This is a genomic window from Helicobacter apodemus, assembly GCF_003097575.1.
GTDB lineage: Bacteria > Campylobacterota > Campylobacteria > Campylobacterales > Helicobacteraceae > Helicobacter_D > Helicobacter_D apodemus.
On the sequence record NZ_CP021886.1, the window covers coordinates 1,120,605 to 1,138,514 of the forward strand.

Consider the following 17,910-nt stretch of genomic DNA (forward strand, 5'->3'; position numbering starts at 1 on the left):
ATAAATGTCTGATTTGCTAAACCAAGATATTCAAAATATAAATATTGAAGATTCTATTAAAGAGAGTTATCTTGATTATTCTATGAGTGTTATTGTAGGGCGTGCATTACCTGATGCTAGAGATGGTTTGAAACCTGTCCATAGAAGAATACTTTATGCAATGTATGAACTTGGGGTTACTTCTAGGGTTGCTTATAAAAAGTCTGCAAGGATTGTAGGGGATGTGATAGGTAAATACCATCCTCACGGAGATACTGCAGTTTATGATGCATTAGTAAGAATGGCACAAGATTTTTCTATGCGTCTAAGACTTGTCGATGGACAAGGGAACTTTGGTAGTATTGATGGGGATAGTGCTGCGGCTATGCGTTATACCGAAGCAAGGATGACTCAAGCTTCTGAAGAGATTTTGCGGGATATTGATAAGGAGACGGTGGATTTTCTCCCTAACTATGATGATACCCTAAAAGAACCGGATATTTTACCCAGTCGTCTTCCTAATATTTTAATTAATGGTTCTAATGGAATCGCTGTAGGAATGGCTACAAATATCCCCCCGCATAGAATAGATGAAATTGTAGATGCTTTAGTTTATATGATTGATAATCCCAAAGCAGAGCTTGATGAGGTTTTAGGATTTATTGAGGGACCAGATTTTCCAACAGGCGGAATTATCTATGGTAAAAATGGGATAAGGGAAGCTTATGAAAGTGGTAGAGGTAGAATTAAGATTAGGGCAAAAACCCATATTGAAAAAACCAAAACTAAAGATGTGATTGTGATTGATGAAATACCCTATCAAGTCAATAAGGCACGACTTGTAGAACAAATTGCTGAACTTGCAAAAGAAAAGGTTATTGAAGGCATTTCTGAAGTTAGAGATGAATCTGATAGAGAGGGGATAAGGGTTGTTATTGAATTAAAAAGAGAGGCGATGAGTGAGATTGTGCTTAATCATCTTTTTAAATCTACCCCTATGGAAAGCACTTTTGGGATCATACTCCTAGCCATTTATAATAAAGAGCCTAAGATTTTTACCCTCTTAGAGCTTTTAAACTTATTTATCTCCCATCGTAAAAGTATCGTTATCCGCCGCAGTATTTTTGAGCTAGAAAAGGCAAAGGCTAGAGCACATATTTTAGAGGGTTTAAGGGTTGCCTTAGAACATATTGACGCTATTGTAGCACTTATCCGCTCTAGTAGTGATTCTAAAGTGGCTAAAGAGGGATTAGTGAGTAAGTTTAATTTAAGTGAGATTCAAGCCCAAGCGATTTTAGAAATGCGGTTACAACGATTAACTGGTTTAGAGCGGGATAAAATAGAAAATGAATACCAAGAACTCCTTAAAGAGATTGAATACCTAAGCTCTATTTTGAAAAGTGAGGAACTCTTAAACAAAATTATTAAAGAAGAATTGCTAGAGATAAAAGAGAAGTTTTCAACGAAGCGATTAACCGCTATTGAAGAAGACTATGAAAGTATTGATATGGAGGATTTAATCCCTAATGAATCCGTAGTTGTTACTATGAGCCATAGAGGTTATGTTAAGCGAGTCCCAGTTAGAACCTATGAGAAGCAAAACCGTGGCGGGAAAGGTAAAATCTCTGCAAATACTCACGATGATGATTTTATTGAAAGTTTCTTTGTCTCTGATACACACGATACGATTATGTTTATTACCAACAAAGGACAACTCTATTGGCTTAAAGTCTATAAGATTCCAGAAGCAAGCCGAACCGCTATTGGTAAAGCTGTCGTAAATCTTATTAATCTCTCTCCTGATGAAAAGATTATGGCAACTATCACAACTAAAGATTTTAATGATGATAAATCTATTGCCTTTTTTACCAAGAATGGAATCATTAAACGAACGAATTTAAGTGAATTTAAAAATATAAGAAGTGTCGGGGTTAGGGCTATTAATCTTGATGATAATGATGAGTTGGTTACTGCTAAAATTATTTCTTCAGAGATTAAAGAAATCTTAGTGGTTACTTATGAGGGAATGTGCGTGCGATTTGTTGTAGAGGATGTTAGGGAGATTGGTCGTGCAGCAAGAGGGGTTACTGCTATTAAATTTAAAATGTTAAAAGATTATGTGATTGGTGCAACGATTATTGCTAATGAGAATGAGGAGATTTTAAGCGTTAGTGAAAAGGGTATTGGCAAAAGAACAGAGGCTAGCGAATATAGAATTACCAAAAGAGGCGGTAAAGGGGTGATTGCTATGAAGCTTACCCCTAAAACAGGAAAATTAGTAGGCGTTGTGAATGTTGATGAAAATATGGATTTAATGGTGCTAACAAGCAGCGGTAAGATGATTAGGGTAGATATGCAAAGTATCCGCAAAGCAGGTAGGGCTACAAGTGGAGTAATTATTGTAAATGTCAATGATGAAAAAGTAGTGTCTATTGCACGATGCCCTAAAGAAGAAAAAGAAATACAAGAGAGTGATGAGGATATAGGTTTGCTAGGAGTAAATAACAAAGAGGAATAATGCAAAAGATTATTTTTGTCCTCTTTTTGTCAATGCCATTTTATGCTTCTGAATATATCTTTTCCTACCAACTAAATGTGAAAAATGGCATAATTTTAAAAGAAAAGTATTATTTCTCCCCTACAATGATAGGGGCAAAGGTGCTAAATAAAGACAAGAATCCTAATAAAAAATGTGAAATCTCTCATTTAGCAAGGAGCGAAAAAGAGTTTTTAAAAGAGCATAAAGAAGAGATTTTAGAATGTTTTTTTACTTGGGGGATTAAGTTAGAGGATAGGACAAAAATGCAGCATTTACAAAGCCAATCACTAACCTTTTTATGGATACCTCCAACGCGTATCCAAATAGAGTTTGAGAGCGGAATCGCAACGATTTTTGCTCTTAAAAATAAGGAGATGAGATGAAATTAGCCATTGTAGAAGATGATATTAATATGCGAAAATCTTTAGAAATCGCTTTAGGGGAATATAAAGAATTTGAAGTGATAAGTTTCAAAAGTGCAAAAGACGCCTTAAAAAAACTTGATGATTCTATTGATTTGATTATTACAGATATTAATATGCCCCAAATGGACGGATTAGAATTTTTAAAAATCCTCAATGGTCGTTATGAAGCTTTGATTATAACAGGAAATGCGACTTTAAATAAAGCTATTGATTCTATCCGGCTAGGGGTCAAGGACTTTTTAACCAAACCCTTTGAAGTGGAAACTTTAGTAGAAGCGATAAAGCGAGCCAAGAAAGCAAAAGAGGTCATCGCTAAATCTCCCAAAAAATCCGCCATTTCACAAAAACAAAGTTTTGTTGCTACTTCAGCAGCATTAGAAAATATCCTAAAGCTTGTGAATAAAGCCGCTAAAACAGATGCTTCTATGTTGTTATTAGGGGAGAGTGGTGTAGGAAAAGAACTTTTTGCAAACCATATTCACCAAAACTCTTTACGGCAAAATTCCCCCTTTGTAGCTATTAATATGGCAGCCATTCCAGAGAATTTATTAGAATCAGAACTTTTTGGTTATGAAAAAGGTGCTTTTACAGACGCTACAGAGGGTAGGGCAGGGAAATTTGAAATAGCTAATGGAGGAACACTCTTTTTAGATGAAATTGGAGAAATGCCCCTTGCATTACAGGTGAAATTATTAAGGGTTTTGCAAGAGAGGGAAGTTGTTAGGCTTGGGAGTAGTAAGCCCCTTAAGGTAGATATTCGATTTATCGCAGCAACTAATGCCGATATCCAAAAGAAGATTAAGCAAGGAGAGTTTAGAGAGGATTTATTCTTTAGACTGCAAACTATCCCCGTGCATATCCCTCCATTAAGAGAGAGGGAAGAAGAGATTATTCCGCTTTGTGAATGGAAGTTAGAGCAAGTAGATTTACAATATGGCATAGGAAAGAAAAAATGGGGCAAGGGTGCAAAAGAACAGCTTTTAGCCTATAATTGGCCAGGTAATATTCGAGAACTTTTATCTGTTGTTGAGAGGGCTGCTATTTTGTGTGAGGAAGATACCATTATGCCAGAGGATTTATTCTTAAGCTCAAGAGAGAGCGGAGGGGCGAAAAAGATAGCAAATTTAGAAGAGGAGTTGCTTTATGAAGCTTTAAAAAGTTGTGATTCAGATATAGATAAAGCCGCCTCCCTTTTAGGGATGAAAAAGGAATCTTTTATGCAGAAAATGGAGCAATATAATATTAAACTATAAGGAAAGTGATGAAAAAGTATAATGTAGCTGTAGTGGGTGCCACAGGGGCAGTAGGTGAGGAGCTTTTTAGGGTATTAGAGGAGAGGGATTTTCCTATTGCAGAGCTTATCCCTCTAGCAAGTGCTAGAAGTGTAGGGAGAGAGATAGAATATCAGGACAAAACTTATGCCATAAGGGAGCTTACCCATAAAGTCTTTGAAGAACAAAAGATTGAAATCGCATTTTTCTCTGCAGGAGGTAGTGTGAGTGCAGAATTTGCTCCAAGTGCAGCTAAATCCGGTGCGGTAGTGATTGATAATACAAGCTATTTTAGAATGCAAGAAGATGTGCCTCTAGTTGTCCCAGAAGTTAATCCTAAGGATATTGGTTTATGGGAAAAAACAGGGATTATCGCAAACCCTAATTGCTCTACTATCCAAATGGTTCAGGTTTTAGCCCCTTTGCATAGAGCCTTTGGGATTAAGCGCGTAGATGTTAGCACTTATCAAGCAGTTTCTGGTGCGGGTAAAAAGGGAATGGAAGAATTAGTGATACAAATGCAAAAATTCTTTGATTTTAGTTTAGATTCTTGTGAGGCTAAAGCATTTCCCCATCGTATAGCCTTAAACCTTATCCCACAAATTGATGTGTTTTTAGAAAATGGCTACACCAAAGAAGAGATGAAAATGGTAAAAGAGACTAATAAGATACTCCATAGTAATTTTGAAGTGAGTGCTACTTGTGTGCGTGTGCCTATTTTGCGTAGCCATAGTGAATCTATCACGATAAGGTTCGAAAAAGAAGTAAGCCAAGAAGAAGCTCAGGAGGTATTAAAACAAGCCCCCTGTTTAGTTCTAATAGACAATCCACAAGAGGGCAAATACCCTATGCCTACCCTTGCTACGGATACAGATGATACCTATGTAGGGAGAGTGCGTGTAGATAATTATAATAAAAGGGTATTGCACCTTTGGTGCGTAGCAGACCAGTTGCGTGTAGGGGCAGCAACCAATGCTATAAGAATCGCGGAAAAATGGATAGAAAACTATCAAAAATGAGTTTATATAAGTTTTTTGCAGTAACCAATACGATAATTAAAATTAATTTAATCTTTATTGAATTAAAATACCTAGAATCAATTATTAATTTGGTGTTTTCATAATATATAAGGAGAATACCCTATGCAAAACTCTATGCTTATAACCTTAATGCCCTGCGGGGGGGGGGGGCAATAATACTCCTATAAGAAGCCAAGTCTTACATTCTAAAGTCAATGCTAAAACTGCAAATACTATAACTTTACAATCCCATACAAAAGATTCTACTTTAAAATCTAATTCCTTAGATTCTAATCTCAATACAAAAGCTATGAATCCTAAACCTTTAGATTCTCAAAGTTTAATCTCTCAATTATTTAATCCTAAGTTTTTAGATTCTATTATAGAATCTAAATTTCACTCTAATCTTAAAGCCTTAATCTTTAATCAATTAATCCCTAAACTTCTTACTTTACAAGAGTATTTTAAATTTACATTCTTTAATATAAATAAATTTATTATAAATATATGTTATAATATATTTAATTTTATTAAAGTAAATATTTTTTATAGCCAAAAGATTAACATAAAAGGAACAACCAATGAAAAATGAATCTCATAACTTTTCTTTGATCTCTAACTTGCCAAGCTCTTCTTTATTCTTAAGCTTCAGTCTAATAACTGCTTTAAATACTTCTTTAGTAGCTGATAGTTGGGCTACATCAGGAACTATTACTTTAGAAAATAATGGAACTATAGATACTATAACAAATACTAGTGGAGTTAATAATAAAATTATAGGTAATGTAGCAGGAAAAACCTATAATGACTTAATTATTAATAATGGAGTAACACTTCAAAATAATGGCAATGGAAATACACTACAACTTAATAATGCTAGTGCAAGAACTATTGAGAATAAAGGATTAATAAAAAAACAAAGTAATTCCTCTGCTGTAGCTATTGAAAATAATGCTACTTTAGGAACTTTTAAAAACATTGGAACCATAGAATCTGTTGGTAATGCAGTGGGTGTATATATTAATAAAACTACTATTACAGATTTTAGTAATAGTGGGACAATAAAGACAGATGGGAGAGGTATTGAGATAGGGAATCAATCTAGTATTACAAACTTTAATAATAATGGAGTGATAAGTAATAGTAATGGAACTGGTGTTAATATTAATGGTTCTACGATAGAAAATTTTACAAATAGTGGGATAATTAAAGGGAAATATGGTATTTACACTAATAATTCCACTATAGAAAGCATTACTAATAGTGGGACGATAACTGGTCAGAATAGTGGTATATTCACTTCAGGAGGAACTATTAAAACCCTTATTAATGAGGGAAGTATAATTGGTGAGGGTAGCTCATCATCAAATTCAGGCATCCACCTACAAGATGGAGGAACTATTGAAACTATTATTAATACAGGAACAATAAGAGCAAATGGTTTTGGTATTGCGGTAAGTGATGGCAAATTTGGAAAGCTCACTATGCAAGATGGGGCAGTAGTACAGGCAAATTTTTCAGCTATTGCAGTAGGAACAAACCAAACTCTAGGAGAACTTGAAATTAGTGGAGCTAATACTAAGATTAGTGGGAGTGAAAATGGTATTTTTTTAAGCTCTGGAACAAAATCCCAAAAGATTACTATTAAAGATGGAGCTAGAATAGAGGGGGGTCGTAATGGAATCTTACTCGGCTTTAATGCTGACCTTAGTGGAGATATTAATATATCAGGAGGAGCTAGAATAGAGGGAACAACAGAGAGTGGAATCTGGGTTGACAATGGTGCTAACCTTAGTGGAGATATTAATATATCAGGTGTTGGCTCTATGATAAAAGGAGGAAGGGAAGCAGGTATTTCTAATGATGGTGGTAATATAACTGGTAACATCACTATATCAGATGGTGCTACGGTTACTTCAGATGCTAACAAAGCTATTTGGAATTTTCGCAATGCTACCCTTAGTGGAGGCATTACCATAAGTGGTGCTAATACAAAACTAGAGGGAGATATTGTTAATGCTGATAATGCAAAGATAGGGAGTGAGATAAAGATAGAAAAAGGTGCTAGTGTTAATGGAGGATTAGTAAATAATGGTAATGCTTCTATATCAGGGAATATTACTATTGATGAGAGTAGTAAGCTTAACTCTATTACTAATACTTCAAGTAATGCTAATGCTATTACAGGAAGTATTGAAACTAAAAGTAGCACTCCTTTAGCTATTTCTAATTCTGGAAGTATTGGAGGAGATATTAAAACAGCAGGAAATGCTGAATTAAAAATTAACAATTCAGGAAGTGGTAGCATAGGAGGCTCTATCACTGCTAGTGGTAATGCCCCTATTAGTATTACTAATTCTGATAATGCAAAGGTTGCAGGAAATATTGAAGTAAGTGGTAATGCTCCTATCGTTATTAAAAATGAAGGGAATGCTACCTTACAATCAGATATTATTAACTCTGGTTCTGGAAATCTCTCCCTTAGTAATACAGGGAATGCTAGTATAGGGGCTAATATTAAAAATAATGGAAGTGGTAGTTTAAGTATTAGTAATACAGGTAAAGTTAGTGATACTACGAAAATAGAAAGCAATGGAAGTGGTAAAGTAGAAGTTGAAGAATGGTTAGTCTCTACAAATTCTCAAGGAGAGGTTAAACCTTTAGAAATAACAGGAACTAATTTAAGTGTTGTAAGTGTTTCTAATGTTACCTTTGATGCAGGAAATATTACTAATCTCTCTTCTTTAGTTCAAGATCCTAAAAATGTTATTAATATTGATACTTCTCAAGATACTACTATAAGCAATCCTGCAGAGATTAATTCTAAAGTCTTTGCTAAAGCAGAATTTAAAACCAATGATCCTAGTGTTAATGTTAATGTTGATGCTTTAAGTAAAACTCTAAGCTTTTCTGTTGATGCTGCTAAGACTTCAGCAGCAGCATTAGGAAAAACACTCATTAGTAATACCCAAGCTAGAGCAAACTTTGTAAATGCTGTAATGGGTAATGCTATGAATGCGGTGAATTTAATCCATAATCAAGGAAGTGCTAATGTGTATTCTAACTTTAATAAGGCTTATGAGGAAGGAGCTATTTATGCAAACTTTGATAATTTAGGGAGTGATGCTTTACTTAGATCTAGTGAAACTAAAGATAAGAATCATTTAGCCTTTATGCTTCCTTATATCTCTAAGAGTAATACTTCTTTAAATGGAGGATTAACTTCTAAAGGACATACTAAAGGAGTAATCTTTGGTTATAGTTATTTAAATCCTAACAATAAAGATATTTATGGGATTTATGGAGGATATGATGATTTTAGTTCTAAAACTTATCCTTCAGATATTCTAGCTTTAAATAATAGAACCTATTATGCAGGAGTTAGGTATTATCATCCTTTTAATTATAAAGATTATGAACTCTTTTCTAAATTCTCTTCACAATTTGGTTTAATACAAAATGATATTTCTGAAAGGGTAGGACAAACAGAATTTAAAGGAGAACCTAAATCTTATGCTTATGATGCTAATGTTAATATGGGGATAAATATTAAGCTTAATACTAAGCATACTTTAACTCCAGAGATAGGTTTAGGTTATAATGGAGGATATTCTAAAGCTTATACGATGAGTAATGCCATCAATACTATTACAAGACGCAATTATACCCATAAGATGAATTTATTTAAAACTAAAACCTCTCTTTCTTTTTATAGTGATTGGCATAAACATTTTAAGACTTTAGTGTATGCAGGAGTAGATTGGACTATGAATCCTAATGTAGATAATCCTAAAGGGAGATATTCTAATATAGGGTATTATGGAGGAGGAGAGAGTAAATTAGATAATTTAGAATATGCTTTAGGGACTACTTTAGTTATTCCTTTAAATGATGCTTTTTATTTCTCTTTAAATTATGGAATGAATGGGACTAAGAATACCACTATGCATACAGGGTATGGGAAGTTTAATTATATGTGGTAGGGTTTAATCCTTATCCCTACTTAAGAATTCTAACTATGGAATGAATGGGACTAAGAATACCACTATGCATACAGGGTATGGGAAGTTTAATTATATGTGGTAGGGGAAAGGTAGCCATACTCTCTCTATTAAATATTAAAGAGAATATTAAAGAGAAAACAATTTGCGTTAATAACATTTAGAATAATCAAAAAGAGACAAAGATTAAGAGACAATAAAAGCACTAAGCTTTATTGACTCTTTAGTTGCTCTCATACCCCCCACCAAAGATAATACTTATCCCTCCTCCTCCCCAACATACAGCACACAATAAAAATAAAGTAAAAACCTAGCTACTACACTAAATAAAAATGCCTAAAAAGAACAGCCAACACTACACCCCACTAAATAACTAAAACCCCTATCCACTAGAGCTAATACACTACACTAAAGATAATGATTAACATAACATACCCACACAGCATAGTAAAGATAAAAAATAATAAGGGAGTAAGGATTATTAGTTCTTATAAAGTTTTAGCAGGTTATTTCTTTGAAAGCTTAAGTTTTGTTTGAATTTCTATTTGAATCTTTTGTTGGTTATTTATTATTCTTTTAAAGTTTATTGTAGGGTTTAATAAGATTTTTAATAAATAAATTAATAAGTTTTCATAGATTTAATAAAGTTAAGGGGTTTAAGTGGCAAGAGTAATTAAAAATACTCTTTTATATTTTTTATCTTAAAAGAGTTAATGAATCTTAGTTAGGGTTTGTTAGGATTGGTTGGGTTTGTTAGGATTTAGGATTGTTTAGTGTAGATAGTAAGAGTTAGTAGGGGTTTTAGTTACAACCCTTTTAACGATACAATGAAAGTATAATTTAAAAAATCCTTAATTTTCTTTGGATATAATGCCACCTCAATGGATGCAAAAATAAAAAATTTTGTAAGCAGCAATCATTTATTAGCCCTTAGTGTATTAGATAATCAGCAAGAAATTTATACCGCAAGTTGTTATTATGCTTTTTGCGAAAAATACATTAGTTTAGTGTTTAAAAGTATGCAAGATTGCAAACATATTCAATTTGCAAAATGCAACCCAAAAGTTGGCGTTATCATTGCTGAAGATTCTAAAAAACTCCATTTGATAAAAGGCTTACAAATTAAGGCTTCTTTTAGAGAATCTTTAGAAAATGAAAGAGCTCTTTATTATAAAAGATTCCCTTATGCTTTGCTAGGAAATGGAGAAGTTTTTACACTTGATATTTTATGGGCGAAATATACAGATAATACGCTGTTAATGGAAAAAAAATTGATTTATCAAAGAAATTTGTAAAGGTTATTTATGAAAAAAGTTTTATTATTAATGAGTGGTGGAGTAGATTCTAGCTATTGTGCGTATTTGCTCCAAAAACAAGGTTTTAGTGTTTATGGGATATACCTTAAACTGCACGATAAAGAAGAAAAACATAACTATTACCTACAAAATATTCAAAAATGTGCACAAGTTCTTAACTTCCCTTATGAAATCATTGATGAGCGAGAGCTGTTTAAAAAGGCTGTTTATGATTATTTTATAGAATCTTACAAACAAGGCTTAACGCCCAACCCTTGTGCTATGTGTAATCCTTTTGTGAAATTTGGAATTGCCTTTACATTAGCCGATAAACTAGGATGTGATTATGTCGCAACAGGGCATTACGCACAAATCAAAGAAGGAAAAATAGCTCAAGCAGTCGATAATACAAAAGATCAAAGTTATTTTCTCTTTGGGGTCAAACAAGAATGGATTGCTAGAATCCTCTTCCCATTAGGGGATAAAAAAAAGGAGGATATTAAACCCATAGCACTCAAAGAACTTCCTTGGCTTGGGACTTTAGAAACCTATAAAGATTCACAAGAAATTTGCTTTGTAGAAAATTCCTATATTGATGTTTTAAATAAACATTATAATACACAACAAATGGGCGATGTGCTAGATGAGGAAGGCAACAAAATTGGCACACACAAAGGCTATATGCAATATACCATTGGCAAACGCAAAGGCTTTACTATTAAAGGTGCCCTAACACCGCATTATGTTTTAAAAATCAATCCAGCTAATAATACTTTAGTTGTAGGCTCTAAAGAATCTTTAGCAACTTCAGAGATTAAAGCCTTGAATTTCTCCTTGCCTAAAGAGTTTTTTGTCAATCATCAACCCTTAGATTGCGAAGTAAAAGTCCGCTATAAAAGCCACAAGATACAAGCTACTATTGAATTAGATTCTAAAGATAATCAAGAATTTATCATTGCAAAACTCAAAGAACCCGCTTATGGTGTAGCATCAGGACAGGCTTTAGTTATTTATGAACAAGACAAAGTTTTAGGCGGAGGGTTCATCGTATAATTGGTAATATTAATAAGGGGTAAGAAAATTCTAAAATTGTATCTTTTGGCGTTTTTTTGTTATAATAAATAACAATTACAAAGGAGGAATAACCTAAAATGAAGAACCGCATAGCTGTTGCAACAGACTTTTCACAAAATAGCCTTATAGCCATTTCAAAAGCCTTATATTTAGCAAAAAAATCAAAATCTACTTTAGATGTTGTGCATATTGTAGAGCATTCTATTTTTCATGACCCTAAGCAAAGCAAAAGAACAGGAAAAGAAGCATTAGCAAAATTCATTCTTGAACACTTCCCAAGTCCAGAAGTTGTAATACAGGAATTTTGTTATGTCGGTTCTATTGTTAAGGGAATCTGCAAACACATAAAAGAAAGAGAATGCAAACTTTTATGCGTTGGCTCTGCAGGAGAAAACCATCATTTAACAGAAATATTACTTGGTTCTACCGCTAAACAAATCGTTAAAAAATCTCAAATACCTGTGCTTGTAACTAAAAACGAATCTCTACCAGATTATATCAATGCCTTTTCCCCAACAGATTTTTCAAACAATTCCTTGAAACTTGCAAAAGTTACTAAAAAACTTTTTGACAATATAAAAATTACCTTTTACCATATGATTAATCGCCCCTTTGAAATTAGATTAGGGCATTATGGGGCAGATGATGAGCAAATTTCAAAATATAATAAAAGTGCAGAAGAAAAAGCGAAAGAGCAATCTAAAAAATTCCTTAAAGAGCTAGATAAAAATAATGTTAATATGGTATTAGATAGTGGGATTTTAACTTATACTCGTCTTTTAAGTGTTGCAGAGAGCAAAAACTCCTCCCTTGTAGTCTTACCTACAAGCGGAAAAGTGAGTTTCTTTGCATTAGATGTTTTAGAGCATTCTAATCTTGATGTTTTAATTTGCAAATTCTAAGGTCTGGTGAAAAATCTCTCCCCTCCTTTATTTTTTAATTCTAAAGAACGCATTGTTTTTGCATTATTTTTATGCAGTATCCTCATCTGTTCTCTAGGTTTTAAATATCACCAATTTCATACTTTAAAATCCCAAAAAACACCTCTTATTTATGCTAATGTCTTATCCCAATATACAAAAACCAAAAATGCTAAAAGTTACTTTGTATTAAAACTCCAAACCAAATTTGGAATCTTTTACACAACTTCAAGGGAAGACTTAAAAGACTTAAGATACAAAAATATCCATTTAAGGGTAATTTTCTCACAAGTAAGTTTTTTAGACTTTTTAAAGGGCTTTTATGCCCCAAGTTTTAACCTTATCCTTTTAGAAGGGGAGGATTTTAGAAAACCTGTCCGTGATTTCATCTCTAAACAACACACTAATCCTTTAATGCGTGAATATTATCTTTCACTTTTTCTCTCTGACCCCCTGCCCCTTGCTTGGAGAGAACTCTCACAAAGTTATGGTATTTCCCATCTTTTTGCCATCTCTGGCTACCATATAGGCATTTTAAGCTTTGTGGGATTTATGGTTTTAGGCTTATTGTATAAACCTTTGCAAAAATATTATTTTCCTTATCGTAATTATTATTTTGATATAGGCATTTTAGTGTTAATCCTTTTAATCCTTTATTACCTATTCCTTACACAATCCCCCTCTTATCTTAGGGCTTTGGCGATGTCTTGTGTAGGGTTTTTTCTCACCTTTAGGGGATTAGATCTTTTAAAGTTAGAATCCTTCTTTTGGAGCATTGCTCTTTTGCTTGCCTTTTTCCCAAATCTTATTTTTTCGCTTGGTTTTTATTTTTCTTGTATGGGGGTGTTATATATTTTTTTATTTTTTAAATACTTTAAACTTCCAAAAGGATTTTGGCAGAAATTCCTCTATATTGCATTACTCAATGCTTCTACCTTTTTCTTAATGGGGATTATTATTTATTATTTCTTTCCTCCCTTTTCTCCTTTATCCCTCTTCTCTTTGCTTTTAACGCCTCTTTTTACACTCTATTATCCTTGTATGTTATTAGCACATTTTTTGGGCTTTGGAGGGATTTTAGATAGCCTACTTTTAAAATGGCTAAGTTTAAATCCCCCACCATTGCTTTAACACCTAGTCTTTATCTCTTTGTTCTTTGTAATGCTTTAACATTATTGGCTATTTTTTATCGTTTAGGGTTTTTTGCCCTACTTTGTGTAAATATTGCTTATTATGGCTATGGAGTTTATGACTATTTTACTATCCATTAGGGATTATTATTGTTTTTAAAATCTAGGGTTTCTTTTGTAGAGGCAGGTTTAACTTCTATCGCTTCTTTGTTAAAAGTTGCAGAATCTTGTGTAGCTGTTTCTTTAGGGGGTTCTTTTTCCTCATAAAAATCAAGTGAAGAGATTTCTTTTAAATCCACCTCTTTGGTGAGATTCTCTACCCCTTGTGTGAGGCTATTTTTATAAGCTAACGCCTCTTCTTTAATTTTACTTAAATTTACTTCCTTATCTAAACTCTCTTTAGCCTCATCCATTGTTTTTTTGACTGCTTTTAGGAATTTTGCCACATCCACCAAAGCCTTTGGTAATTTTTCAGGACCTAAAAAAATAATAGCTACCACTGCAATGAGCAAAATCTCAAAAAAACCCATCCCAAACATAAATCGCCTTCCTGCTCTAGCTGAAATTCTCTAATTTGAGGATTTTATCGCATTTTGGAATAAAGTGTGCTTAGAAACTATCAAGAAATTAGTTATATAGGAGACATTATTATGAAAATAACCTTTAATAGCGCACTTTTTTACCTTTTATTGCTATTTGCATTAGGAGGTTGTATTTCTCCTAGGACAGACGCCTTTCTATTAGGCGCAGGGATAGGTTCTGGAGTTACCTATTATTTTTTAAATGGAGGTAAAATTGATGGAATTAGCAAAAAATCTCTCACACAAAATAAACAAGGCAAAATTGTTGATGTCTCTATTCCTGCAGAGCTAGAGTGGTATTATTTTGAATCTGAGCTCCCTAATTACACCCATTAGGGGCATTTAAAAACTCTTTTAAAGAGTGGTGATGCAAAATAGGATTAAACTCTAAAACCTCATAATTTGCGGCATTTTTTAAGAAAAATGGGTCTTTTTGTGTAAAAGCTTTAGCCTCCTCTTTATCTGCAAAACAACCTATAATAACCCCACCTACTCGTGGATTTTGAGGACCACTTACAAGCAATCTCCCACTTTCATAACCCTTTTGTAGATATTCTCTATGGGAGGGCAAAATCTTATCAATAACCTCTATATTTTGGGTATAAGTAACTAAAATTACAAATAAATTTTTCATTTTAACTCCTTTTTAGCATTATAACAGCTCTCTTAAGCTTTTTTCCAATTTTTATAAATATTATGGATATTATCCCTAATATCGCCCACCCAAATGCCACTAATACAAGCTACCATTTCTACATTTTCTAACCGCTTAACATTTTGTGCGTCAATCCCACCAATAGCACAGCGAGTAATCCCCTCTATTTGCCCAAATAAATCAAGTGGGATATTCTTTGCATTAGGCTTAATTTTAGAAGCAAAACAAGCCCCAAAGGCGATATAATCTGCCTTTAACATTTTAGCTTGATGGGCTAATTGCAAACTACCATAACAAGATACCCCCAAGATTCCTTTGAAGTTTTGACGAATCTCCCTTAATTCCTCTTGCGTATAGGGATTTTCATCCTCTTTTTTGCCAATATGCAAACCCTCTGCCCCTATGGTTTGTGCTAATTCCACCCTATCATTAAGGATAAAAATCACTCCATTTTCTTGGCATTGACTTTGCAATTCCTCACATAAGGATTTAATGACATTATCTTTATGCGTTTTATCACGAAATTGAAAACAGCTAATCCCTGCATCACAAGCTTCTTGCAACATTACAGACAAACGCTTATAAGGCGTTAAAATCTCATCACTAATAGCATAAACTCCATTTAACATTTCATCACTTTTTAAAAAATATTCTTTTAAAATTGTAGCATTTATGTTAAGAGCTTTACTATGCAGAAGTTAAAAACTTTTCAAATCCTTATTAAAGGTATCGTTCAAGGCGTGGGATTCCGCCCTTTTATTTACAAAATAGCTACCAAATATCATCTAAAGGGCTATGTATTAAATAATAATCAAGGCGTTAAACTCTGCATTCAAGGGGAGGAGAAAAACTTACAATCTTTTTTGAAATCCTTAAAGAATCCCCCAAATTCCGCAAGGATTGATTCTATTACCCAAAAAGAGCTAAAAACTTCTCCAAACTTCCATTCCTTTGAAATTAAAAAAAGCCTAGAGCACTCCTTTAAAAGTGCGATTATTCCAGCGGATATAGCAATGTGTAAAAAATGTAAAAAAGAGCTTTTTAATCCTAAAAATCGCCGCTATGGCTATCCCTTTATAAGCTGCATAGATTGTGGAGGCAGATATAGCCTTATTGCTTCTTTGCCCTATGATAGGGATAAAACCGCAATGACAGACTTTAAAATGTGTAAAGCCTGTCAAAAAGAATATGAAAACCCAGCTTCAAGACGATTCCATTCAGAAATTAATTGTTGTCCAAATTGCGGACCTAAACTTTTTTTCACAAGAGATTTTAGCCCCCAAAAACTTCCCGATTCTCAAATCACTCCCTTTTTAAATACCCTAAAAAACCCCTTAGAATCTGCTATTTTAGCTTTAAAAAATGGAGAAATACTAGCCATAAAAGGGGTTGGTGGTTATGCCCTTATCTGCGATGCAAGGAATAAAGAAGCCATTTTAAATTTAAGAAAACGCAAGAATCGTCCTAAAAAACCCTTTGCGCTTATGTGTAAAGATACCAACACTGCCAAGCAATTCGCAACTTTAAACGCTAAAGAAATAGAAGTGTTAAACTCCCCCATTGCCCCTATCCTCTTAAGCCAAGCCAAAAACTCCTGCCTCCCTTTAGAGCTTATTGCTCCAAACCTAAGCACTCTAGGTATTATTTTGCCTTATGCACCTTTACACCACTTACTTTTTGCCCACTTAGACTTTCCGCTTATTTTCACTAGTGCCAACTTAAGCGGAGAGCCTTTAGTAAAAGATTATTACCAAATTTGTGAAAAACTCCAACACATTTGCGATGGAATCTTGCTTTATAATCGGGATATTTTCAACCCCATTGATGATAGCCTTGTACGTGTTATTCATCAAAAAACACAGGTTTTAAGACGAGCTAGAGGGTATTTATGCGATGTTACCTTACCCATTAAACACCATAAACGCTATTCTAGCTTCATTACACTAGGTGCACAACAAAAATCAACCTTTACTTTTCACTTTAGAGATAAGACTTTATTAAGCCCCCATTTAGGAGATTTAGACAATATTGAAAGCTTTGAAAACTTTAAAAAAACCTTAAAACTCTTTTCTGCAAGATATACAACAAAGATTCATACTTTTGGGCTTGATATGCACCCTAATTATCACCAAAGGCATTTGGTGCAGCCTCAAGATAAAACGATTCTCATCCAACACCACTTCGCACATCTCCTCTCTAATATAGCAGAGAATTCCCTTAAAGAGGAGGTTTTAGGGATTATTTTTGATGGCACAGGTTATGGCATAGATGGCAGTATTTGGGGAGGAGAGTTTTTACAATGGAATCCTAATAATCCCCTAAGCTTTAAACAGCTATGGCATTTTCAACCCTTTTACCTACTAGGAGGGGAAAGTGCTATTAAAGATACAAGAAAATTAGCCATAGAAGCGATTTTTATAGCCTTTAAAAACGATTATTGCCAAATAAAGCTCCCCTTTATCACTTCACTCCAAAAGGATTATGGAGAAAATTCCCTAGAAACTCTGCACCATTTACACCAAAGACAAAACCAACCCCTTTGTCAATCTGTGGGAAGGCTTTTTGATATTATTGCTACACTTTGTGGGGTAATAGAAAAAACCAGCTATGAAGGGGAAGCGGGAATGATTTTAGAATCCCTTGCTAAATATGCTTTACAAAACAAAAAAACGCCAAAAACCTATACCTTTAAATGTCAAGATTCAATAATTTTTTGGGAAATAATGATACAAGAGATTTATAGAGACTTACAAAACAATCTTGATAAAGAGCAAATCGCACTCAATTTTCATTTCACTTTAGCAAAAATCATCCAAACACTCACCCAAAATCAGCAAAATATAGCCTTAAGTGGAGGATGTTTTCAAAACCTCATCCTTACCACATTAACCCTAAAACTCCTTAAAAACAAATCGGTTTTTTTAAACTATGAAATCCCTTGCAATGATGGGGGTATTAGTTTTGGTCAAGCTTACTTTATGCAACTCTTAGAAAATAATCATTACAATAATAGCCTCTAAA

General features: G+C 33.7%; 16 protein-coding genes. 12 read left to right on the top strand and 4 right to left on the bottom strand.

Annotated elements, in window-relative coordinates; genetic code table 11:
* The first annotated feature begins 4 nt into the window (after positions 1-4).
* Genes gyrA through CDV25_RS05525 form a run of 4 tightly spaced genes read left to right on the top strand, consistent with a single transcriptional unit; the run spans position 5 to position 5,233 of the window.
* Positions 5-2,497 carry a DNA topoisomerase (ATP-hydrolyzing) subunit A gene (gene gyrA / locus CDV25_RS05510; RefSeq protein WP_108911101.1) on the top strand — a complete coding sequence of 831 codons (2,493 nt, stop codon included), beginning with the start codon at positions 5-7 and terminating at the stop codon, positions 2,495-2,497.
* A complete protein-coding gene (locus CDV25_RS05515) occupies positions 2,497-2,901 on the top strand; it encodes a hypothetical protein (protein WP_108911102.1) in 405 nt (134 codons plus the stop codon). Before gyrA ends, CDV25_RS05515 begins: the two co-directional genes overlap by 1 nt.
* Positions 2,898-4,196, top strand: a complete 1,299-nt coding sequence (locus CDV25_RS05520) for a sigma-54-dependent transcriptional regulator (protein ID WP_108911103.1) — start codon at positions 2,898-2,900, stop codon at positions 4,194-4,196. Before CDV25_RS05515 ends, CDV25_RS05520 begins: the two co-directional genes overlap by 4 nt.
* 8 nt (positions 4,197-4,204) lie before the next feature.
* Positions 4,205-5,233 (top strand): aspartate-semialdehyde dehydrogenase, encoded by a 1,029-nt coding sequence (locus CDV25_RS05525; protein ID WP_108911104.1) that lies wholly within the window; start codon positions 4,205-4,207, stop codon positions 5,231-5,233.
* 147 nt (positions 5,234-5,380) lie between these two features.
* On the opposite strand, the gene CDV25_RS10195 is transcribed toward CDV25_RS05525, so the two are convergent.
* Positions 5,381-5,533, bottom strand: a complete 153-nt coding sequence (locus tag CDV25_RS10195; RefSeq protein ID WP_162550404.1) for a hypothetical protein — start codon at positions 5,531-5,533, stop codon at positions 5,381-5,383.
* Between the two features lie 281 nt (positions 5,534-5,814).
* Between CDV25_RS10195 and CDV25_RS05535 the strand changes: the two genes are divergently transcribed.
* The 6 genes from CDV25_RS05535 to CDV25_RS10565 all read left to right on the top strand — a co-directional run bounded on the left by CDV25_RS05535 (position 5,815) and on the right by CDV25_RS10565 (position 13,794).
* Positions 5,815-9,216, top strand: a complete 3,402-nt coding sequence (locus tag CDV25_RS05535) for a hypothetical protein (RefSeq protein WP_108911105.1) — start codon at positions 5,815-5,817, stop codon at positions 9,214-9,216.
* A gap of 899 nt (positions 9,217-10,115) precedes the next feature.
* Positions 10,116-10,529 (top strand): hypothetical protein, encoded by a 414-nt coding sequence (locus CDV25_RS05540; protein ID WP_108911106.1) that lies wholly within the window; start codon positions 10,116-10,118, stop codon positions 10,527-10,529.
* Between the two features lie 9 nt (positions 10,530-10,538).
* Complete coding sequence (mnmA, locus tag CDV25_RS05545) at positions 10,539-11,582, top strand: tRNA 2-thiouridine(34) synthase MnmA (protein ID WP_108911107.1); 1,044 nt, start codon at positions 10,539-10,541, stop codon at positions 11,580-11,582.
* 98 nt (positions 11,583-11,680) lie between these two features.
* A complete protein-coding gene (locus CDV25_RS05550; RefSeq protein ID WP_108911108.1) occupies positions 11,681-12,505 on the top strand; it encodes a universal stress protein in 825 nt (274 codons plus the stop codon).
* 6 nt (positions 12,506-12,511) lie between these two features.
* Positions 12,512-13,654 carry a ComEC/Rec2 family competence protein gene (locus CDV25_RS05555; RefSeq protein WP_239056315.1) on the top strand — a complete coding sequence of 381 codons (1,143 nt, stop codon included), beginning with the start codon at positions 12,512-12,514 and terminating at the stop codon, positions 13,652-13,654.
* A complete protein-coding gene (locus tag CDV25_RS10565) occupies positions 13,621-13,794 on the top strand; it encodes a hypothetical protein (protein WP_239056316.1) in 174 nt (57 codons plus the stop codon). The genes CDV25_RS05555 and CDV25_RS10565 overlap by 34 nt, the downstream gene beginning before the upstream one ends.
* Here CDV25_RS10565 and tatB read toward each other — a convergent pair.
* Positions 13,791-14,192, bottom strand: coding sequence for a Sec-independent protein translocase protein TatB (gene tatB, locus CDV25_RS05560; RefSeq protein WP_108911109.1), 402 nt, complete (start codon positions 14,190-14,192; stop codon positions 13,791-13,793). The genes CDV25_RS10565 and tatB overlap by 4 nt on opposite strands.
* Before the next feature lie 111 nt (positions 14,193-14,303).
* On the opposite strand from tatB, the gene CDV25_RS05565 reads away from it, so the two are divergent.
* A complete protein-coding gene (locus CDV25_RS05565; protein ID WP_108911110.1) occupies positions 14,304-14,570 on the top strand; it encodes a hypothetical protein in 267 nt (88 codons plus the stop codon).
* On the opposite strand, the gene CDV25_RS05570 is transcribed toward CDV25_RS05565, so the two are convergent.
* A complete protein-coding gene (locus CDV25_RS05570; RefSeq protein WP_108911111.1) occupies positions 14,554-14,868 on the bottom strand; it encodes a YciI family protein in 315 nt (104 codons plus the stop codon). The two genes, CDV25_RS05565 and CDV25_RS05570, sit on opposite strands and share 17 nt — an antisense overlap.
* A 32-nt stretch (positions 14,869-14,900) precedes the next feature.
* A complete protein-coding gene (locus CDV25_RS05575) occupies positions 14,901-15,518 on the bottom strand; it encodes a thiamine phosphate synthase (RefSeq protein WP_108911112.1) in 618 nt (205 codons plus the stop codon).
* A gap of 60 nt (positions 15,519-15,578) precedes the next feature.
* Here CDV25_RS05575 and hypF point away from each other — a divergent pair, with 60 nt between their 5' ends.
* Complete coding sequence (gene hypF / locus CDV25_RS05580) at positions 15,579-17,909, top strand: carbamoyltransferase HypF (RefSeq protein WP_108911113.1); 2,331 nt, start codon at positions 15,579-15,581, stop codon at positions 17,907-17,909.
* Position 17,910 lies beyond the last annotated feature (1 nt).